This is a genomic window from Psychrobacter sp. JB193 (assembly GCF_002285555.1).
Classification (GTDB): domain Bacteria; phylum Pseudomonadota; class Gammaproteobacteria; order Pseudomonadales; family Moraxellaceae; genus Psychrobacter; species Psychrobacter alimentarius.
In genome coordinates this window covers 990,099-1,009,650 of record NZ_NRGY01000001.1, presented here as the reverse complement: position 1 = coordinate 1,009,650, position 19,552 = coordinate 990,099, and the positions used below count along the sequence as shown (strand labels likewise).

The following is a 19,552-nucleotide window of genomic DNA, read 5'->3' as shown; positions in this document are numbered from 1 at the left end:
TTAACTTAGGAAGCTAAAAGATGGCAAAAGACACTCGCAGTCGCAAAAAGGTGACTCGCCGTTCAGTATCGGAGGGCGTAGCCCATATCCATGCGTCTTTTAATAACACCATTGTTACGATTACCGATCGTCAAGGTAATGCATTGGCTTGGGCCACTTCAGGTGGACAAGGCTTCCGTGGTTCACGTAAATCTACACCATTTGCAGCTCAGGTTGCAGCTGAAGTCGCTGGTAAAGCGGCTCAAGAATATGGTGTTAAGAATATCGACGTTTTGGTCAAAGGACCAGGACCGGGTCGTGAGTCTGCGGTAAGAGCACTAGGTGCATTGGGTTATAAAGTTAACAGCATCTCTGATGTAACCCCAATCCCACACAATGGTTGCCGTGCGCCGAAAAAGCGCCGCGTCTAATATTAAAGACGAAGCTTTTTATCCCAAAAGCTTATAGGAGACATAACAATGGCCCGCTATATTGGACCAAAACTAAAATTATCACGTCGTGAAGGTACTGACTTAGGTCTTAAGTCTGGCGTTAAACCATACGATGTAAAAACGAAAAAAGCTGGTCGTCCACCAGGTCAACACGGTGTAAGCCGTAATAAGACCTCAGAATATGCTTTACAGCTGCGTGAAAAGCAAAAAGTTAAGCGTATTTATGGTGTATTAGAGCGTCAGTTTGCTAATTACTATAAAGAAGCTGCTCGTAAGCGTGGCGCTACTGGTGAAAACTTGCTAGCAATGCTTGAGAGCCGTCTAGATAACGTGGTATATCGCATGGGCTTTGGCTCAACTCGCGCTGAAGCACGTCAGCTAGTCAGTCATCGTACTGTTATGGTAAAGAAAGCTGGTCGTGATGAGTTTGTTCGTGTGAACATTCCATCAATTCAGCTTCAAGATGGTGATGTCATCGCTATCCAAGAGAAATCTCGCGAACAGCTACGTATTAAAAACGCTATTGAACTAGCGACACAACGTGGTATTCCAGAATGGCTTGATGTTGATCACAGCAAATTACAAGGCACGTTCAAAAAAGCGCCTGATCGTATTGATCTACCTGCTGAAATCAACGAAAGCTTGATCGTTGAGCTATACTCTAAGTAAATGACGTAATGCTCAATGTTATGAGAATGGCATTGAGCAATTAACGTTAATTAAACCAGTTTAATAAATCGAGGTGACATCATGATGCTAAATGCAACTGAGTTTCTAACGCCTAACGCCATTAATGTGGATACGGTTAACGAAACGATTGCGAAAGTCACGCTCGAACCGTTAGAACGCGGCTTTGGGCATACCCTAGGTAATGCTTTACGCCGCATCTTGTTATCTTCATTACCTGGTGCTGCAGTCATTGAAGCTGAGATTGATGGTGTTGACCATGAATACTCAACGCTTGAAGGGCTACAAGAAGATGTACTTGACTTGCTTTTGAACCTAAAAGGCTTGGCAATCACACTTCATGACCAAAATGAAGTATTTTTGACCTTGGATAAACAAGGTCCAGGCACTATTACTGCTGCAGATATCGCGTTACCGCATAATGTAGACATTATCAATCCAGAATTGGTATTGGGTACATTGAGCGACCGTGGTCATCTTAAGATGCGTTTGCGTGTAGTAATGGGTCGTGGATATGAGCCAGCAAACCAGCGCCGTGAAGATGGCGATACCAAAGCAATTGGACGTTTGAAGCTTGATGCAAGTTTTAGTCCTGTGCTTCGTGTTGCTTATCAGGTTGAGAACGCTCGTGTAGAGCAGCGTACTGATCTTGATCGTCTTATCATTGAGCTTGAAACTAATGGCACTATAGATCCAGAAGAAGCAATTCGTAAAGCAGCCACTATTTTACAACAACAGATTTCTATCTTTGTTGACCTAGAAGCTGAAGAAGCGCCTGAGCCTGTGAAAGAAAAAGAAGAGGTTGATCCGGTGCTATTACGCCCTGTGGACGATCTTGAACTAACGGTTCGCTCAGCCAACTGCTTGAAAGCTGAAAACATTTACTATATCGGTGATTTGGTACAACGTTCAGAGACTGAACTATTAAAAACCCCAAATCTTGGTAAGAAATCATTAACGGAAATCAAAGACGTTTTAGCGTCTAAAGATTTAGAGCTCGGTATGCGCCTAGATAACTGGCCACCAGCTGATTTACGCGTTGATGATCGCTTTTCTTATCGTAGCCGTTAAACTTTAAGGATTTTTGACTATGCGCCATCGTAAGAGTGGAGTCAAGCTGGGTCGTACCGGCAGTCATCGTAAGGCAATGTTTCAGAACATGACTAACTCATTATTTGAGCATGAACTGATCAAAACAACTTTACCAAAAGCTAAAGAATTACGTCGCGTTGCCGAGCCATTAATCACTATGGCTAAAGAAGACAGCGTTGCTAATCGTCGTTTAGCATTTAGCCGTATGCGTAGCAAAGCTATGGTAGGCAAATTATTTGGCACGTTAGGTCCTCGTTACCAGACGCGTCCAGGTGGTTATTTGCGTATCGTAAAATGTGGTTACCGTGACGGTGACAATGCGCCAATGGCTTATGTAGAATTGGTTGATCGTGACTAATTTTATACTAATAGTATAAGTTATAAAAAAGCTCCAATTAAATTGGAGCTTTTTTTTGCCTGAAATTTTCTACTACTTTTTATTAATCACAACAATAACGATGTGACATCAGCAGCCCCTTGCCTAATAACTTCAGGTTGACCACTGGTCATATCTACAATGGTGGTTAATTTGGTAGTTTTTACACCTGCATTGATCAAACCATCTATTTGATTGCCCAAAAGATCTTCAATTTCAAATGGATCATCAAGTATTTCATCTTTATTAGGTAGTATTAACGAACTCGTCAAGATTGGTTCGTCCATAACCTCTAAGAGTGCTTGAGCAATAGGATTGCTGGGTACCCTAATGCCAATAGTTTTTTTCTTCGCATGGGCCAATTTTTTCGGCACATCCTTTGTGGCGTTTAAAATAAAGGTAATAGGGGCCGGTGTATGAGCCTTGAGCTGTTTAAATTGCACGTTGTCTACTGTTGCATAGTTCGCAATTTCACTTAAGTCTCGGCACAAAAGGGTGAATTGATGCTTATCATCAAGCTCACGAATTTGCTTGAGCTTTTCTAGGGCGTCTTTCGCTCCTAAGCGACAACCAAAAGCATAACTTGTATCAGTAGGATAAATGATCAATTGATCTTTACGCAGTAGGTCAGCGGCTTGTTCGATAAGGCGAGGCTGTGGATTTTCTGGATGGATATAAAATACTTGCATGGTGGCTCCTTATTTTATAGTTATTGATTGATAATCAGACAAAGATATTATTCTTTGTCATTTGTCTCTCTTATTTTTCAGATAAATAATCCATTTGCTGAATAAAAATGGAATACTCACATAATAATTGATAAAAAAGCTATCAATTTAAAATCTGCTTTATGAGTTAGTATAGTCTGATGTAGACAGAAGTTTATTGGTAAGGCGTTACTATCCGTAGAAAATCGTTAACGGAAAATTGATACAGAGTCACATGCTAAAATCAATAAGCCGTTTGAATCAGGGGTAAGTACAAACACTAAGAAAAGTGCGCAATAATACTTTGGCATCGCGTGGTAGGCGATGTGGTTTTTCAATATACTCTTTGACTTGTGTATGAACGTCACTGGCAAAAGTGCTGTTACTGGTATCAAACGTTGCAAACAAGTTGTCTTGTGAGACTTGAAAAGTATTTTTACAGGCGAGTGTAAACAAACACTCTAATGCTTGCGGCTTAACCTCTACATGTTCAAATGCTTGCTGCTGAGTAGCTGAGCGTCCATCTGGTGCGTACCAATAACCAAAGTCACTAAGAGTCCTACGATTTTTACCAGCAACGCACCAGTGGCTCATTTCGTGTAATGCACTAGCGAAAAAACCGTGTGCAAATTCAATTCTTGCCGGTTGATCGTCATGGGCAGGGAAATATTCGGGTTCTCCTGAGCTGCGAGCCAGTAAGACTTTTTGATTTTCAAACAGAGTATTAAATATTCGAATCAGCCAATCTGTTGCGATTTGTTCACTATCAGCTACCTCATTGGCATAAATTTCTTGCCATTCTTTTTTCCACTTGTTTAAGTGCTCTTTATTCTCGCGTTTTTCATACTCAAAGATCGATGAGGTAGTACTGTCTTTTTTGACGGGATCAGTTAGCTCGATTAAATGTTGTAGCAATGCTTTGTCTTCGAGATAAGACAGCAGATCAGAAAAGTCAGGTTTAGTGTTACATGAGCTCATAGATGAAAGGATAACCAAATAAAAATAAGAGGGGAAGATGGAAAAGCAGAACAAACCAGCTAAAAAAAATTTAACATACTAGCGCTAGCGCAGCTTAAAGCTTTCCTTTAGTATGGCAGGCAATATTATACACCGTTTTGATGAATGAGGCCTCGCATGTCAAGCACTCCAGAAAGTAAATCGTCAGTCCTTAAATCTGACAACAAAAAAGCGCCTGTCTCTGCCAGCATGCCTGAGCATATTTCTTTAGACAAATGGGCAGACAGCGGTTATGAGTGGGCAGGAGAAGTGTCACCCAATTCTTTTAAACGTCTAAATGCTACGTTGACAACGGAACGTGAACAGTCAAACACCCAGATTAGCGCTAATTTATATCGTCGCAATAACGTTTTACACTTGGCGTTTACGTTAGATGGTGAAGTCTGGCTTACTTGTCAACGTTGTTTGCAGCCGATCAATATTGATTTGTCCGATGACTACGACATTGCTTTGCTTGAAAATGATAGTCAAGTACGCTTAGTGAATGAAGAACAGGACTATCTAATACTGGATGAAGTCATTACTGAACAATCACCAGAGACGCTATTGCCATTCAAAAAGCTGGTAGAAGATGAGATTTTATTAAAAATTCCAATGGCACCAAAGCATGACGATTGCGAAATGACTGTTGAGCAATTTGGTGAAATTCCAGAAGAGGAAGAGACAGAAAATCCTTTTGCTGCATTGGCATCACTTAAAGGTAAGTTATAATAATCTGAATATTTTATCAGCAATTTTATAGCCACTTTTACTACTTTGTGCAGAAGAGTGGAAAGCAGGGCTTTATTAATCTAATAAACATGCGTATAATGTCCGGTTTATTGCATTCTAGCAACAAGTTACTTGCTGATAGACGCTGACTAGGCAAATTCTATAGATTTTAGACGTAGTCAGTACTTTTATGTAGGTGGCAATCTATTTAATTAATGATGCTTAAGACTTAGGTTGTTGTGACCATATAATCTCTGTCAGTATCAACTGAAGCTGAATTTTTAAGCTTATCCCTTTTAAGTATAGGAGCTATATCATGGCTGTTCAAAAAAGTCGTAAAAGCCGTTCTCGTCGTGACATGCGCCGTTCACACCATCGTATGGAAGTGGCTGAGCTAAGCGTAGATGCTACTACTGGTGAAAAGCATCGTCGTCATCACATGACTAAAGATGGTTTCTACCGTGGTCGTCAGTTATTCAAAGTAAGCCAAGACGCTTAAGTCCTTGGCTATACAATAGATAATATAAAAGTAGTGATGATACTGGTGATTGTCATTGTCTTTTTGCAATTATTATCAAGTAGTATGCTATAAGTTAAAAGAGCCAAGTTATTTCGCTATCATATATTATGTGGCTGGATAACTTGGCTTTTTGCTATACATTTTTTATCGTCAGTATATCAAAGTCTTTAACTTTGAATCTTTAGCAGCTTTTAGCGACTATGCAAGTAAATTGATAAGATTGCTTTTCTAGCGCATGTGATATTTTTTGCTATTTATTTTGAAGTTTGATTCGCTAGGATAATAGTGCGTGTCAGTGTATAGTTTGCTGATAGTTGGTTCTTTGGGCAAATAAAGCAAATACTGGCTTGATATAGTATCTAATAATATAACGACCCCATTGTTTTAGGGATGTTTCCAATTAAATAAGGAATATTGGTTATGGCTTCTGTACCTGATATGGTAAAAAAGCAACCCACACGTATTGCGGTAGTTTTTCCTGGACAAGGATCACAAGTCGTTGGAATGACCAACGAGCTTGCTGACATCTATCCAGAAATTCGTAATACTTTTGCTGAGGCGAGTGAAGCGCTTGGCGAAGATTTATGGGCTATTTGTCAGGATGAAGAAAAGCTCAATCAGACTCAATATACCCAACCTGCTTTGTTAACTGCTAGCATAGCGATCTGGCGTATCTTGAAACAGAAAATAGCCACAAAACCTTCTTATTTAGCTGGACATTCTTTAGGTGAGTATAGTGCACTGTGTGCAGCTGACGTCATCTCATTAGCAGATGCAGTCACCTTGGTCCATAAGCGCGGTCAATTAATGCAGGAAGCAGTTGTCGGTATTGATACGGCTATGGCAGCAGTATTGGGCTTAGAAGACAATCGGGTCGAAAATCTATGTGAGCAAGCGACCGAGCATGTCGACGATGCAGTGGTTGGTGCCGCGAATTTTAACAGCCCAGGGCAAGTGGTTATATCGGGTAATGAGGTAGGTGTTAATGCCGTGATCGATAAAGTACAAAACACTGGCAAGAAAGCCATTCCTTTGAAGGTAAGTGTGCCATCGCATTGTGCACTTATGGAGCCAGCCAGCAGTGCCTTGGCTGAAATATTAGCAGGCATCAAATTTGATCAAGCAACTATTCCTGTTATTCAGAATCGCTATGCGCGTATCGAAAGTAACGCTATAGGCATTAAACAATCATTGACGGAGCAGTTGAGTCAGCCTGTATTATGGTCAAAAACCATGCAAGAGCTTACTGATAAACAAATCAATGTTTTAATCGAATGTGGTAGTGGCAACGTATTGAGCAACCTAGCCAAGCGCCAAGCACAACCAATTACCAGCTATCCTACTGATAAGCCTGCCCGTATTGATAAATTAATGGAGATATTATCATGAGCCGTACAATTACATTAGTCACTGGTGCTAGCCGTGGTATCGGTAAAGCCGTTGCTAAACGTTTTGCTAAAGAAGGTCATTTTGTCATTGGAACAGCGACTAGTGAAAAAGGGGCTGAACTTATCAACGATTATCTTCATGATACCGGTGGTATTGGTCGAGTCTTAGACGTTCGAGATAGTGCACAGATTGATAAATTATTCGAAGAAATTGAAAGTGTTTATGGTGCAGTACAAGTGTTGGTAAACAATGCAGGTATTACTCAAGATGGCTTATTAATGCGTATGAAAGACGAAGATTGGAGCAATGTGATTGACACCAATTTGACCTCAATTTACCGTATGAGCAAACGTGCTGTGCGTGGCATGATGAAAGCACGCCGTGGACGTATTATTAATATTACTTCTGTCGTCGCACAGATGGGCAATGCTGGTCAATCTAACTACGCTGCGACCAAAGCAGGGGTTGAAGGTTTCAGCCGTACTTTGGCACGTGAGATCGGTTCAAGACAAGTCACTATCAATTGCGTAGCACCAGGTTTGATTGAGACAGATATGACTGATGAGCTTGACGAGCGTCTACTAAACTCTATGTTGGATGCGGTGCCTATCAGTCGTCTTGGTCAGCCAGAAGACATTGCTGCAGCGGTGTATTTTTTAGCAAGTGATGAAGCGAGTTATATTACAGGTGCTGTTATTCCTGTAAATGGTGGCATGTATATGTAGGCCAGAAATAAGTGTTACACACTGACAATAAAAAACTGTGTGAACGAGTGTAAACTCTAATAAACAGTGCTATAATGACGGACACTTTTATATCGAAGTCTTGTATGATAGCAAGGCTTTATCAGACATTAGTCAAATCGTATAACTGGTTATAAAGCACTTAGACGACCTACTAATTTAAAAACATCATTTTGTATACAATGTCATAGAACCTAATAATAGGACTATGAACCGTTTGTAAAAATAATAGATCAAAAAGGAGAAATCTACATGAGTAATGATACAGAGTTAAGAGTTAAAGCAGCAGTAGCTGAGCAACTAGGTATGAATGTTGAAGATATCAGCAACGATGCTTCATTTATGGAAGACCTAGGCGCTGATTCATTGGATTTAGTTGAATTGGTTATGTCATTTGAGAGTGATTTTGGTATCACTATTCCTGACGAAGATTCAGCTGAATTGACCACTGTACAAAAAGCAATCGATTATGTACAGGCTCAGCTATAATCAGTAATTAGCTCAGCAAGTTTTATATGACCGCTTATCTTTTTAGGTAAGCGGTTTTTTTATGTTCAGATCTTTCTTGAGTAACTTATCTATGTCGCATGTATAACTGCTTTAACATAAGCTACGCCAAATCAACATTACTCAACATTCTATTACTATCTTACTCAGCTGCCTTTGCTTATACTCATAAGGGTAAGCATTACTAAGAAATGATTATAGTATTTTGATGGTACTCTATTTACAGAGATTTATGCTCATAAAGAGTTACCATCACAACAATAAACACAAATAATAAATAATGATATTTTAAGGAGCAATAAGATGGGTGTATTTAGTTTTGCAAAAGACATTGGTGAGAAGATATTTAATCGCGATGATGCCAATCACGATGCCAAATCAGAAACAAAAGCCGCAGCTACCACACCAGCCGCGAAAACGACTGGCAAACCTGCTGCGAATAGTGAGCCTTCAGCACAGTCAGTAGCCAATCTACTGCTTCGTCGCATTCAACAGCAGAATTTGAACATTAGTGATCTACAGATAAAATATAATGGTACTACAGATACTGCAGAAATTAGTGGTAAAGCGAAGACACAAGCAGATCGTGAAAAAGCGATTATCGCCATTGGTAATGTGCAAAATGTTGCTAAAGTTATCGATAGTATCGATATTGAAGAAGATGCACCTGAATCTACGATGTATACTGTAAAATCTGGTGATAGCCTGTCAAAAATCGCGAAAGATGTGTATGGTTCAACAGCTGACTATATGAAGATTTTTGAAGCCAATAAGCCAATGTTATCTGACCCAGACAAAATCTATCCAGGTCAAGTATTACGTATTCCTAAGCCATAGTAGAGATACAATCATTGTATCAAGAATAATTCGAAAATCGATATTCAAAAAATGCCTCTTTTTAAGAGGCGTTTTTTTTGGTCTATTACTTGTATTTAAAGTGAATTAAGTACAAATTAGTGTATGGCAATAAAAATAAATCTGTTATTGAGCAGCGTTTATTTTCTCATGTTGTTCATTGATTGCCCATATTATGTGTTCATCAAGCACGTCGCTATGTTTGCCTAATTTCGATTGCAAATGTGTGATGGTTGCTTCGCTACCATTTGCATTACCAAGCCCAATCGCAATATTACGTAAAAAATTGATATAGCCTGTGCGTCTGAGTGGGCTACCTTCTGTCTTTTTCATAAAGTCAGCTTCTTGCCATTGCCATAATTCTAATAAACTGCTGTTATCGAGGCTATGCCGCGGTGCAAAGTCGTCTACAGACGTTAGGTTGGCATAACGATTCCAAGGACAGATAAGCTGGCAATCATCGCAACCGAAGACACGATTGCCAATGGCACGGCGATATTTGTGATCAATGATACCGTCGTGTTCGATAGTGAGATATGAGATACAGGCAGAAGCATTGAGCTCATAGGGTGCGACAATGGCTTGTGTAGGACAGATGTCAATGCAAGCGCTACAACTACCACAGTGTGCCTTGACAGGTTGGTCATCGGGCAATTCTAGACTAACGAACAGTTCGCCCAGCACGAAAAACGAACCTGCTTGCTTGTTGAGCAATAAGGTATGTTTTCCTGTCCAACCAAGCCCTGCTGCTTCTGCAATGGGACGCTCAAAAATAGGCGCAGAATCACTAAAAGGTCTAAAAATAAAATCTTGGTCTGAGCCGATATTGAGATGTTGCCACTCAGGAAGCATGGTTTCGATATTCAATGCCAACTGCTTTAAACGACTGCGCATGGTTTTATGATAATCCCGCCCTCTCGCATAGCGTGCAATGATACCTTGATTAGGATGATCGTTATCACTGACCGTGCGAGGTGTTGGCGTTTGAGTCAGATAGTCCATACGCACACTGATGATGGTTTTTGCACCTTCTACCAATTGATCAGGATTTGCGCGCAGATGATGATTGTTATGCATAAATTGCAACTGACCCTCATAGCCTTTATCTAACCATTGCTGCAACTGCAAAATTTGCTGAGCAAACAGAGGGTGATGAACCGATAAGAAACCGCAGTCAGCAAATCCCAGCGCCTGTGCTTGAGCTTTAATCCAGTGTTTGACGTCCGCAGTGGTTGTAAATGCTGGAGTATTTTTAATAGTAATCTTTTTTTCAGATGCACCGCTGCTAGCTGATACCTGTTTAATAGAAGCGTCTGATAAGTTTGGTTTAGATGAATGATTCATGTAGGGCAATAGGCATTGATGTGAATACCGCTATGATAAGCGAGTGAGCGAAGAGCGCAAGCATAAAAGCCAAATAAACGCACATTCATATTAATACACAACATAGAGTTAGCTTTGCTAAGCTAATGCCATTGAGAAATAAGTATACTTACATTACTAAAAAATATGCCTATAAAAATAATCGAGGACAAGTCATGTCAAAACTTTCTAACTTATTAAACGAAAAAACGAACATACCTGTAGCGCTTTATAGTAGTGAGCAAGTTTATGCGATGGAGCAGGCATGGTTTGCACAAGGTCATGACAGTTTTGGATTGATGAAGCAAGCAGCTTGGCAAATGGCGCAGCAGATCGAACAGCTTTATGCAAAAAAGTATTTGCATACTAACGTCTCAAACAATAATCAAAGTAATTATGTAGAGACTCAAGAGCGACGAGTCAGTGTCTGGGTCGGGAAGGGCAATAACGGTGGTGATGGTTGGCTTGTTGCCTATTATTTGCAACAAGCAGGCTGGCGTGTACAAGTCATAACAGTCGGTTTTGAGCATTGTGATTTTGAGATAAATGATGAGTCTGATGCGTCAAGCGCACCGACCGATGCTATAAAAGCGCTAAAAATAGCACTATCTGCTGATTGCAATTATCAGCGCTTTGAAGACCATCTGGATGAGCTGAATAATTACAGAAAAGCAGGCTTACAAGCAGATATTTATATTGATGCGTTATTTGGTATTGGGCTGAACCGCGCGCCTGAAGGTATGTATAAGCAAGCCATTCATGCCTTTAATCAATCAGTGCGACAAACATATGCATTGGCTGTGGCAGTAGATGTTCCAAGTGGGTTGGTGGCGTCTACTGGCGAAGTATTTGATCGAACCGCAATACAGGCAGACGTGACCTTATGTCTGATTGCGAGAAAATTTGGTTTACATACCAAGGATGGCGCTGATTATAGCGGAGAAGTGCTTGATATACCGTTGATACCTTATGAGACAGTATCTTATCGACAGAGTTGTCAGTCTCAAGATATGAATAAGCTGGCACCAGTGGCTATGCTGCTAACGGCAGCACACAGTTTTAATGCCCGTCGCCAGAATAGTTACAAAGGAAGTTACGGTCATGTTTTGGTCATCGGTGGCAATCGTGTCAACGGTTCACAAGGTATGGGCGGAGCAGCGATATTATCAGCTTCTAGCGCCATGGCAACAGGCACTGGGAAAATTACCGTTGCTTGTCATGACGCTTTTCATGGCGCACTTTTGACGTCATTACCAGATGCCATGACTATCGACTTGCATAATGTAGAGGGCGTCAAGCATTTGATTGAATCTGCCAGTATCATTGCTATCGGTATGGGATTGGGGCGTGATGAAAAAGCAAAAGCGATATTTATCAGCTATGTAGAAGCTGCTATGGCCAATGAAAAACCAATGGTTATCGACGCTGACGGTCTTTATCATTTGGCATCATTACAGGCAGATAATCATAATCTGATCTCTGAGTTACGCGAATACAGTATAGATCATCAGGTTTGCTTAACACCGCATAGTGGCGAAGCGGCTAATTTACTAGATAAAAAAATAAGTGAGGTGGAAAGCGATAGATTGGCTGCTATCAAGCAGTGTGCTGAGACTTACGGCGGCGATTGGGTGTTAAAAGGCGCAGGTTCTTTGGTACTTGAGCAACGCTCAGGATGGAAAAATATTTATGTTTGCGGTGTTGGTAATGCTGGTATGGCGACAGCTGGCATGGGTGATGTGTTGTCTGGGGTTACCGCTGGTCTACTGGCACAACAAGATTTAGAATCAGAGATGCGCAGCTTGCACCAAGCAGTGGTTATTCACGGTCTAGCAGGAGATACGCTGGTAAACCAAACGAGTCATTATGATAAGCATACGCTATTGGTCGGACAAAGAGGGCTACAGGCTCAAGATATGCCAGCGGCCATTCGTCATGTGATGCAGTTAGGAATTTTTACCTAAAATTAGGTAGAAGGGTTATTGCAGTATTGATTAATCGCTTGTTGAACACGCTCACGTTTAAGTTCAATTTCACGGCCGTCCAAGTACTGACGTTTACCATTGGCGTCCATCTCATAGATGCGACCGCCAACGTTTAGGTTGGTCAAATTGTTTCGTAGCGATTGACAACGCTGGGCATTGGCTTGAGCATCCTGTTCTTTAATTCGTGCTTCTAGCTGTGCAACGCGTTGTTCTTCAGCGCTTTGAGTATTGCTATCTTGATTGGCCTCTGTTTTGCCTGCCATCTGTCCAGCATTATTTTGTCTACCGTCACTGCGAAATTCGATGAGTTCAACATTTTTACCATTTTGCGGAGCATGTTGACTGTATTTGACTTCACCGTGCGCACCAATAGATTTATAAACCTGAATAGCCTGACTGGCATTCATTGATAGCATTAACATACACGCAGTACTGATAAGCAGTTTGGCAGCATTATTTATCTTAGACGCATATGCCATGTTTGCAATCCTCTTAATTGGTAAAACAGATGTAAGTATAAATATAACATCTGAACGTGCTAATGAGACTAAAAAAATATGAACGTCTGATTTTAACAAATATTACTTATAAATGTATATTATTTAATAACCAATAGTTAGGTATAGGCTTTAGAATTTTTTCTTGACAATGGCTCACAAACAATCGAATATAATAGACGTTGATTGGTCAGTGAACGGCTTTTATTGCATTGCCGTGGCACTTGAAAATAATGACAACGGGTTACTTATCGGTAACTGGCGCAGTTTTATTTTCTTTGTGACAATGATATGAGAAACATAGTAATCACAGGCATTACTATTGAAACTTTATACATTGTCTCCGGACTTATCTGTCTACAATGACTAAGATAAACTTATTATTTGATACTTACTACGCATGATTTTAACGGTATTACTAAATTGATATGGTATGTGAATATAGATGTTGTTGCTAAAGCACTTATAAAGCCTAAGAAGTTTATAAGATAGCATTGGCTATGAGAGTAATTTACTCTATCTATACTGTGGCATTCGTGCCCACCTACTCGTATAAATACTGACTGATATTCATCATCAATAATAAGCTTCTTTTATAGATGCATTCGCATCTTGTCACTGTATATCGATAAACACCGTCACAAAACTGACCTTACATACATTGCTGAAATACAGCGGGCACAAATTCTTGTCCTACACAAGGATTGGCATTCATTTTTACGAGATGGACAACAATGTGCAAACGTGGTTGTTTTCTTTTATGAAATAACGCAATTTTTTGCCACAAAAAAGGGTGACGACAGTGACGCAAACTACGCAAAGTCCAAACATGACTGGACATACCCAAACGGGTAATGCTGCCAAAAACTTTGAAAAGAAACAACAACGTCTTGCTGAGAATAATGGTCAGCCTGTAAAGCTGTCTGGCGCTGAGATATTGGTTCAATCGCTGACTGATGAAGGCGTTGAATATATTTTTGGTTATCCAGGCGGTGCCGTTCTGCATATTTATGATGCCTTGTTCCAACAAGACAATATCGAGCATATTCTGGTGCGTCATGAGCAAGCGGCTGGTCATATGGCAGATGCTTACTCACGCGTGACGGGTAAGACGGGCGTCGTATTAGCAACGTCGGGCCCTGGTGCAACCAACACCGTGACGGCTATTGCGACCGCCTTTATGGATTCAGTACCGATGGTTGTAATCGCCGGTCAAGTACCAAGTAGCCTTATTGGTGAAGACGCTTTTCAAGAAACCGATATGGTTGGTGTCTCACGTCCTATCGTGAAGCATAGCTTTCAAGTGCGTCATGCGAGCGAAATTCCAAGTATTGTTAAAAAAGCGTTTTATATTGCACAGTCTGGACGTCCAGGGCCAGTGGTCATTGACGTGCCTAAAGATATGACCGCACCTAACGAAAAGTTCGCATACGAATACCCAGAAGAGGTTTTCATACGCTCGTATCAACCTTCGCTAAAAGGCCATAGCGGTCAAATCAAAAAAGCAGTTGAGACCTTATTGTCTGCACAGCGTCCGGTCATTTATGCGGGTGGTGGTGTGATTTGGAGTAAGGCGCACGAAGAGTTGACAGATCTTGCTCATCGTCTAAATTTACCTGTGACCAACACGTTAATGGGTCTTGGTACTTTCCCTGGCTCTGATCGTCAGTTTTTGGGTATGCTGGGCATGCATGGTACTTATGAGGCCAATATGACCATGCATCATGCCGACGTGATTTTGGCGGTTGGTGCACGTTTTGATGACCGCGTCACCAATAACGTCAAAAAATTCTGCCCAAATGCAACGATTATCCATATTGATATCGATCCGGCCTCTATTTCTAAAACGATTCTTGCTCATATTCCTATTGTTGGTGATGTGAAGTCCGTATTAACAGACATGCTAGATATTATTGGGCACGACAAAGAGCTTGAGCAACATGCACTACTTGATTGGTGGTCGCAGATCAATGAATGGCGTAAACGTCATGGTCTGCGTTATGACACCAATACAGACAACGGCATTAAGCCACAAAACGTTGTACAAGCATTATGCAAAATTACCGATGGCAAAGCCATTATCACAAGTGACGTGGGTCAGCATCAGATGTTTGCTGCACTATACTACACGTATGATGAGCCGCGTCAGTGGTTGAATTCAGGCGGACTTGGTACGATGGGCGTCGGTCTACCATATGCAATGGCCGCAAAGCTTGTCAATCCTGAGCGCGACGTGGTGTGTATTACTGGCGAAGGCTCTATTCAGATGAATATCCAAGAGCTATCTACGTGCTTGCAATACAATTTACCAGTCAAGATTTTGAATTTAAACAACGCTCAGTTGGGTATGGTCAAACAGTGGCAGGATATGTTGTACGAAGGTCGCCATGCACAGTCTTATATGAACTCATTGCCTGACTTTGTAAAATTGGCTGAAAGTTATGGTCATGTGGGTATCAAGATCACCGATCCTGAGACCATGGAAGCACAGTTGGCTGAGGCCATGGCAATTAAAGACAGATTGGTATTCATTGACGTTTATGTCGATCGTAATGAGCATGTGTATCCGATGCAAATTGCTGGACAAGCCATGCGTGATATGTGGTTAACAAAAGGGGAGCGTACCTAATGCAGCAACAACATCTTATTTCAGTATTAATGGAAAATGAAGCAGGTTCGTTGTCGCGATTGGTCGGCTTGTTCTCACAACGTGGCTATAATATCGAAACACTAAACGTTGCGCCCACCGATGATCCAAGCATTTCACGTTTGACATTAACGACTATTACTTCACCTGAAAGAATTGAACAAATTACCAAGCAATTGCATAAGTTGATTGAAGTCGTTAAAGTGCATAACTTATCAGACACGGTACATGTAGAGCGTGAATTGATGCTGATCAAAGTACGTGCAACAGGTAACGTGCGTGAAGAAATCAAGCGCAGTGCTGATATTTTCCGCGCCCAAATTGTTGACGTCAATGCGGCTTTATATACCATTCAAATCGTTGGCGACAAAGCGAAGTTAGATGGTTTCATTGATGTGATTGGTCGTGACCGTATTATGGAAGTTGTACGTTCAGGTGTGATTGGTATTGCTCGTGGTGAGAAAACACTTAGCTTATAACCAACACTGATTGTATTCAAACATCATATTTTAAACTTATTTACTTAGAATTTAACATCGCGCTTAGGTAACAACTTACGTATATAAAGTGGCTGTAAACTAAGCGCTCATTTATCCATGGTAAGCCATGATTGAGGAAAAGGACTCTATTTATGAACGTATTTTATGACAAAGATTGTGATCTATCGATTATCCAAGGCAAAAAAGTTGCCATTATTGGCTACGGTTCACAAGGCCATGCACACGCTCTTAATTTACAAGATTCAGATGTCGAAGTAACCGTCGGTCTACGCGCAGGCTCAGGCTCATGGAAAAAAGCTGAAAACGCTGGCTTAAAAGTTGCTGAAGTAGAAGAAGCGGTAAAGGCCGCTGACGTGGTCATGATTTTGACGCCTGATGAGTTCCAAAAAGAGCTTTACAGTGACGTGATCGAACCTAATATCAAAGAAGGTGCCACCTTAGCATTTGCTCATGGTTTCGCGATTCATTACAACCAAGTCGTACCACGTAGTGACCTTGATGTCATCATGGTTGCGCCTAAAGCGCCAGGCCATACCGTTCGTTCTGAGTTCACAAAAGGTGGCGGTATCCCTGATCTTATCGCTATCTATCAGGATGCTTCAGGTCAAGCCAAGCAAGTAGCGCTTTCTTACGCTGCTGGTGTTGGTGGTGGTCGTTCAGGTATTATCGAAACGACGTTTAAAGATGAGACAGAAACGGATTTATTTGGTGAGCAAGCCGTTCTTTGTGGCGGTGCGGTAGAGCTGGTAAAAATGGGCTTTGAAACCCTAACTGAAGCAGGTTATGCGCCAGAAATGGCATATTTTGAGTGCTTACATGAGCTTAAGCTGATTGTTGACTTGATGTATGAAGGCGGTATTGCTGACATGAATTATTCAATCAGTAACAACGCTGAATACGGTGAGTACGTGACTGGCCCTGAGATTATTAATGAGCAGTCTCGTGAAGCCATGCGTAACGCATTAAAACGTATTCAGTCTGGCGAATACGCCAAAATGTTCATCTCTGAAGGTGCAACCAACTACCCATCAATGACCGCCCGTCGTCGTAACAATGCTGAGCATCAAATTGAAGTGACTGGTGCCAAACTACGTGGCATGATGCCTTGGATTGGTGGCAACAAGATTATCGATAAAGACAAGAACTAAGCAACTATTTAGGATACAAGCCTAGTTAGTCATAAAAACCTACGCTATGAATACATAGCGTGGGTTTTTTAATGGCTACTATTTGAATACGTTTTCATAGAGGTCTAATCATATGGCTTGAAAAGCAGTTGTAACTCCCCAATGTAGATTATCGCCTTTGTGTTCTTTAATTGTTTGCTCAATGAGACGACGGTCATTATCTTGATTTGTCTTCGACAGGTTAGAGAGAACAAAAAATTCCTTCATTTTTATTTTTCATAGATTACAGGTTGTATGTTGTGCAAATATCTTATCCTGACTGGCTAACGCCGCAATTCATATATGTTACGCTCAGCGCCGTGATAGCAGTGTTAATTTGGATACAAGGAGAAATGCTCAAGAAAACGAATGGCAAATTACCAAAGTCTAAGTTTTTTCAAGTTAGCTCACTCCTAGACACGCTGTGGTTCTTTATTTCCGTAGTCATGTTATATGTGATAGATCTAACGCCATTGGCTATCGCGGTTCCTGCAGCTTATGGTATTTATACGACTTTCGGTTGGATTTATGGAACACGTCTATTAAAACGTAAAGGGGTTCCTGACTCTCCCAAAGACCTGGTCATACCAGCCAAATATATTGCTTATAGTCAGTCATTTTCATTGATATTTTTTGCCCTTTGTTTATTAGTACTGAGCTCGCCGTGGCTACCCATATTTCAATAGAATATTTTTGTATTGTTGCTCATTATACTTTGCAGCATTGATATGCCTCAGGATGAATCATTGGTTTTTATTTGGACGTTGAATATCTAATAATAAAATTATACTTAATATCAGTATGATAGGTGATTGGTTGCTTAATAAATTGGTCTTTTTGAACTGACTATAATCGTTTACAAAAATCATCAATTTAACCAGTTGCGATTAAGAAAAGCTGCTATAATCAAGTGGTATTCAAAGATTTTTAGGCAAAAACCTTATGTTAACTCTGAGGTAGCTTGATGATTTTAATCATCAAGCCAAGCAAAAAATAATTTGGGTATATATCAATTAATCGGTGGCGACACAAGTCTCACCAACAGTTAAAGAGTTAGGAAAATTTATGTCAGATAAAGTTGAAGGCACTGTAAAGTGGTTTAATGAAGCTAAAGGTTTTGGTTTTATTGCTCAAGACAATGGCGGACAAGATGTATTCGCTCACTACAGCGCTATCCAAGGCAATGGTTTCAAAACTCTAGCCGAAGGCCAAAAAGTGTCTTTCATCTTAGGTGATGGCAAAAAAGGCCCACAGGCTGAGCAAATCGAAGCTATCTAATCTTATTTTTTATTGAATCGACTGATTTTCAGTAGATTCCATAATAGGTAGATTACACATAAGCATTGATTACTTTGTTTGTTAAAACAATAAAAATACTGTTTCGACTTCAAAAAAAAGCAACCTCTCATCAGGTTGCTTTTTTTATACTTTTTTCTTTGTGAAACGATAAAGTGATGGCTGTTAACGGCAAGCGTTATGAAGCAGTAAAAATATCGATGTAAAAAATATGCAAGAAGAAAGGATGTGTTATGAAATGGGAAACTTGATTTTCAATGGACTGGCCACAAGTGCTAGGTATTTCTCTATCTGTGATAGGGTTTTATATAGGGCTTATGTTGTTCACACGGCTGATGGGACTGCGCAGTTTCTCTAAGCTATCAAGTCATGACTTTGCAATGACAGTGGCTATCGGTAGTATCCTTGCTTCAACGGTGATATCAGATACACCAGCATTGTTGCAAGGGTTGTTTGCAGTGGCTGTATTATTTTTAATACAAGGTGTAATATCGGTCATCAGGCGAAAAGTGAAGCCATTAAAGGCTTTAATCGACAATCAAGCCATCATATTAATGGCGCATGGTGAGTATTTTGGGGATAACTTAAAAGAGGCAAACCTTGCTACCAGTGACGTTCAAGAAGTATTACGTAAAAATGGTATCAAATCCAAAACCGAAGTGTTTGCCGTTATTATGGAAACCACAGGTGATATGAGTGTGATAAAAAATAATGATGTGACACCTGATTGGAGTTTGTTTGATGACGTACGCGACAGTGAGCTATTGATTAAAACTGATAAGCGCTTATCATGATAAAACTTCGGTAATCTGGTAGTTTTAAAAAGATAAATAATAACAAAACGTTAAATGGATAGAGCGTTAGCAATGCTATAAAGGTGTGAAGCGTTAAATATTTAAGCAGAAACGGTGAAGTGATACGCTTATAAACTATTTTTTATAGAATAGTGACAAATTTATGACGCATTATTCACGGCGCTGTCTTGACGTGATGCCTGTGCTCACGCAAGATACATAGGTCTGATAATAATGATTGGCTTGGCTTTAACCTCTGTTTCTGCTGAG

Annotated in this window: 21 protein-coding genes; 17 read left to right on the top strand and 4 right to left on the bottom strand. The window is 40.5% G+C overall.

Annotation, left to right across the window (positions count from 1 at the left end; translation table 11 throughout):
- The first annotated feature begins 20 nt into the window (after positions 1–20).
- The 4 genes from rpsK (at position 21) to rplQ (ending at position 2,568) form a co-directional block, all read left to right on the top strand.
- On the top strand, positions 21–410 hold the full coding sequence (rpsK, locus tag CIK80_RS04340; protein WP_058368279.1) for a 30S ribosomal protein S11: 390 nt from the start codon (positions 21–23) through the stop codon (positions 408–410).
- Between the two features lie 48 nt (positions 411–458).
- On the top strand, positions 459–1,100 hold the full coding sequence (gene rpsD / locus CIK80_RS04335; RefSeq protein WP_058025563.1) for a 30S ribosomal protein S4: 642 nt from the start codon (positions 459–461) through the stop codon (positions 1,098–1,100).
- 81 nt (positions 1,101–1,181) lie between these two features.
- On the top strand, positions 1,182–2,189 hold the full coding sequence (gene rpoA, locus CIK80_RS04330; RefSeq protein ID WP_021813386.1) for a DNA-directed RNA polymerase subunit alpha: 1,008 nt from the start codon (positions 1,182–1,184) through the stop codon (positions 2,187–2,189).
- A 19-nt stretch (positions 2,190–2,208) separates the two neighbouring features.
- Entirely contained in the window at positions 2,209–2,568 is a 360-nt protein-coding gene (rplQ, locus tag CIK80_RS04325) for a 50S ribosomal protein L17 (RefSeq protein WP_021813387.1), read from the top strand.
- 86 nt (positions 2,569–2,654) lie between these two features.
- Here the strand turns inward: rplQ and CIK80_RS04320 are convergent, their stop codons facing one another.
- Both CIK80_RS04320 and CIK80_RS04315 read right to left on the bottom strand, forming a co-directional pair.
- The gene (locus CIK80_RS04320; protein WP_095568992.1) at positions 2,655–3,275 is read right to left on the bottom strand and encodes an L-threonylcarbamoyladenylate synthase; all 621 of its coding nucleotides are present in this window, start codon (positions 3,273–3,275) and stop codon (positions 2,655–2,657) included.
- Between the two features lie 279 nt (positions 3,276–3,554).
- Positions 3,555–4,271, bottom strand: a complete 717-nt coding sequence (locus CIK80_RS04315; RefSeq protein WP_095568991.1) for an elongation factor P hydroxylase — start codon at positions 4,269–4,271, stop codon at positions 3,555–3,557.
- A 156-nt stretch (positions 4,272–4,427) separates the two neighbouring features.
- Between CIK80_RS04315 and CIK80_RS04310 the strand changes: the two genes are divergently transcribed.
- The 6 genes from CIK80_RS04310 to lysM all read left to right on the top strand — a co-directional run bounded on the left by CIK80_RS04310 (position 4,428) and on the right by lysM (position 9,017).
- A complete protein-coding gene (locus CIK80_RS04310) occupies positions 4,428–5,021 on the top strand; it encodes a DUF177 domain-containing protein (RefSeq protein WP_062843950.1) in 594 nt (197 codons plus the stop codon).
- A 316-nt stretch (positions 5,022–5,337) separates the two neighbouring features.
- Complete coding sequence (gene rpmF / locus CIK80_RS04305) at positions 5,338–5,520, top strand: 50S ribosomal protein L32 (protein WP_010196743.1); 183 nt, start codon at positions 5,338–5,340, stop codon at positions 5,518–5,520.
- Positions 5,521–5,961: 441 nt separating this feature from the next.
- Entirely contained in the window at positions 5,962–6,930 is a 969-nt protein-coding gene (gene fabD, locus CIK80_RS04300; protein ID WP_095568990.1) for an ACP S-malonyltransferase, read from the top strand.
- Positions 6,921–7,655, top strand: a complete 735-nt coding sequence (fabG, locus tag CIK80_RS04295) for a 3-oxoacyl-ACP reductase FabG (RefSeq protein ID WP_256958894.1) — start codon at positions 6,921–6,923, stop codon at positions 7,653–7,655. The genes fabD and fabG overlap by 10 nt, the downstream gene beginning before the upstream one ends.
- A gap of 270 nt (positions 7,656–7,925) precedes the next feature.
- Complete coding sequence (gene acpP, locus CIK80_RS04290; RefSeq protein ID WP_021813394.1) at positions 7,926–8,162, top strand: acyl carrier protein; 237 nt, start codon at positions 7,926–7,928, stop codon at positions 8,160–8,162.
- 321 nt (positions 8,163–8,483) lie between these two features.
- Positions 8,484–9,017: a peptidoglycan-binding protein LysM gene (lysM, locus tag CIK80_RS04285; RefSeq protein WP_095568989.1), complete on the top strand. Its 534-nt coding sequence runs from the start codon at positions 8,484–8,486 to the stop codon at positions 9,015–9,017.
- 144 nt (positions 9,018–9,161) lie between these two features.
- Here the strand turns inward: lysM and queG are convergent, their stop codons facing one another.
- Complete coding sequence (queG, locus tag CIK80_RS04280) at positions 9,162–10,379, bottom strand: tRNA epoxyqueuosine(34) reductase QueG (protein ID WP_095568988.1); 1,218 nt, start codon at positions 10,377–10,379, stop codon at positions 9,162–9,164.
- 194 nt (positions 10,380–10,573) lie between these two features.
- Between queG and CIK80_RS04275 the strand changes: the two genes are divergently transcribed.
- Positions 10,574–12,361 (top strand): NAD(P)H-hydrate dehydratase, encoded by a 1,788-nt coding sequence (locus tag CIK80_RS04275; RefSeq protein WP_095568987.1) that lies wholly within the window; start codon positions 10,574–10,576, stop codon positions 12,359–12,361.
- 2 nt (positions 12,362–12,363) lie between these two features.
- On the opposite strand, the gene CIK80_RS04270 is transcribed toward CIK80_RS04275, so the two are convergent.
- Positions 12,364–12,861, bottom strand: a complete 498-nt coding sequence (locus tag CIK80_RS04270) for a DUF4124 domain-containing protein (protein WP_095568986.1) — start codon at positions 12,859–12,861, stop codon at positions 12,364–12,366.
- Between the two features lie 847 nt (positions 12,862–13,708).
- Between CIK80_RS04270 and CIK80_RS04265 the strand changes: the two genes are divergently transcribed.
- The 6 genes from CIK80_RS04265 (at position 13,709) to CIK80_RS04240 (ending at position 19,282) form a co-directional block, all read left to right on the top strand.
- Positions 13,709–15,508, top strand: coding sequence for an acetolactate synthase 3 large subunit (locus CIK80_RS04265; RefSeq protein WP_228139893.1), 1,800 nt, complete (start codon positions 13,709–13,711; stop codon positions 15,506–15,508).
- On the top strand, positions 15,508–16,005 hold the full coding sequence (ilvN, locus tag CIK80_RS04260; RefSeq protein ID WP_062843957.1) for an acetolactate synthase small subunit: 498 nt from the start codon (positions 15,508–15,510) through the stop codon (positions 16,003–16,005). Before CIK80_RS04265 ends, ilvN begins: the two co-directional genes overlap by 1 nt.
- A gap of 152 nt (positions 16,006–16,157) precedes the next feature.
- Positions 16,158–17,174 (top strand): ketol-acid reductoisomerase, encoded by a 1,017-nt coding sequence (gene ilvC, locus CIK80_RS04255; RefSeq protein ID WP_095568985.1) that lies wholly within the window; start codon positions 16,158–16,160, stop codon positions 17,172–17,174.
- A gap of 371 nt (positions 17,175–17,545) precedes the next feature.
- Complete coding sequence (locus CIK80_RS04250; protein ID WP_323053118.1) at positions 17,546–17,878, top strand: hypothetical protein; 333 nt, start codon at positions 17,546–17,548, stop codon at positions 17,876–17,878.
- 379 nt (positions 17,879–18,257) lie between these two features.
- The gene (locus CIK80_RS04245; RefSeq protein WP_057758834.1) at positions 18,258–18,470 is read left to right on the top strand and encodes a cold-shock protein; all 213 of its coding nucleotides are present in this window, start codon (positions 18,258–18,260) and stop codon (positions 18,468–18,470) included.
- Positions 18,471–18,745: 275 nt separating this feature from the next.
- The gene (locus tag CIK80_RS04240; protein ID WP_095568984.1) at positions 18,746–19,282 is read left to right on the top strand and encodes a YetF domain-containing protein; all 537 of its coding nucleotides are present in this window, start codon (positions 18,746–18,748) and stop codon (positions 19,280–19,282) included.
- Positions 19,283–19,552 lie beyond the last annotated feature (270 nt).

What these genes read in the sequence shown, in the direction of transcription:
- CIK80_RS04320 (WP_095568992.1), bottom strand. Translation starts at nt 3,275, where the DNA reads ATGCAAGTATTTTATATCCATCCAGAAAATCCACAGCCTCGCCTTATC.
- fabD (WP_095568990.1), top strand. Translation starts at nt 5,962, where the DNA reads ATGGCTTCTGTACCTGATATGGTAAAAAAGCAACCCACACGTATTGCG.
- CIK80_RS04310 (WP_062843950.1), top strand. Translation starts at nt 4,428, where the DNA reads ATGTCAAGCACTCCAGAAAGTAAATCGTCAGTCCTTAAATCTGACAAC.
- CIK80_RS04250 (WP_323053118.1), top strand. Translation starts at nt 17,546, where the DNA reads ATGCTCAAGAAAACGAATGGCAAATTACCAAAGTCTAAGTTTTTTCAA.
- CIK80_RS04315 (WP_095568991.1), bottom strand. Translation starts at nt 4,271, where the DNA reads ATGAGCTCATGTAACACTAAACCTGACTTTTCTGATCTGCTGTCTTAT.
- rplQ (WP_021813387.1), top strand. Translation starts at nt 2,209, where the DNA reads ATGCGCCATCGTAAGAGTGGAGTCAAGCTGGGTCGTACCGGCAGTCAT.
- CIK80_RS04265 (WP_228139893.1), top strand. Translation starts at nt 13,709, where the DNA reads ATGACTGGACATACCCAAACGGGTAATGCTGCCAAAAACTTTGAAAAG.
- CIK80_RS04270 (WP_095568986.1), bottom strand. Translation starts at nt 12,861, where the DNA reads ATGGCATATGCGTCTAAGATAAATAATGCTGCCAAACTGCTTATCAGT.
- ilvC (WP_095568985.1), top strand. Translation starts at nt 16,158, where the DNA reads ATGAACGTATTTTATGACAAAGATTGTGATCTATCGATTATCCAAGGC.
- CIK80_RS04275 (WP_095568987.1), top strand. Translation starts at nt 10,574, where the DNA reads ATGTCAAAACTTTCTAACTTATTAAACGAAAAAACGAACATACCTGTA.
- rpoA (WP_021813386.1), top strand. Translation starts at nt 1,182, where the DNA reads ATGATGCTAAATGCAACTGAGTTTCTAACGCCTAACGCCATTAATGTG.
- CIK80_RS04245 (WP_057758834.1), top strand. Translation starts at nt 18,258, where the DNA reads ATGTCAGATAAAGTTGAAGGCACTGTAAAGTGGTTTAATGAAGCTAAA.
- lysM (WP_095568989.1), top strand. Translation starts at nt 8,484, where the DNA reads ATGGGTGTATTTAGTTTTGCAAAAGACATTGGTGAGAAGATATTTAAT.
- CIK80_RS04240 (WP_095568984.1), top strand. Translation starts at nt 18,746, where the DNA reads ATGGACTGGCCACAAGTGCTAGGTATTTCTCTATCTGTGATAGGGTTT.
- rpmF (WP_010196743.1), top strand. Translation starts at nt 5,338, where the DNA reads ATGGCTGTTCAAAAAAGTCGTAAAAGCCGTTCTCGTCGTGACATGCGC.
- ilvN (WP_062843957.1), top strand. Translation starts at nt 15,508, where the DNA reads ATGCAGCAACAACATCTTATTTCAGTATTAATGGAAAATGAAGCAGGT.
- rpsK (WP_058368279.1), top strand. Translation starts at nt 21, where the DNA reads ATGGCAAAAGACACTCGCAGTCGCAAAAAGGTGACTCGCCGTTCAGTA.
- acpP (WP_021813394.1), top strand. Translation starts at nt 7,926, where the DNA reads ATGAGTAATGATACAGAGTTAAGAGTTAAAGCAGCAGTAGCTGAGCAA.
- queG (WP_095568988.1), bottom strand. Translation starts at nt 10,379, where the DNA reads ATGAATCATTCATCTAAACCAAACTTATCAGACGCTTCTATTAAACAG.
- rpsD (WP_058025563.1), top strand. Translation starts at nt 459, where the DNA reads ATGGCCCGCTATATTGGACCAAAACTAAAATTATCACGTCGTGAAGGT.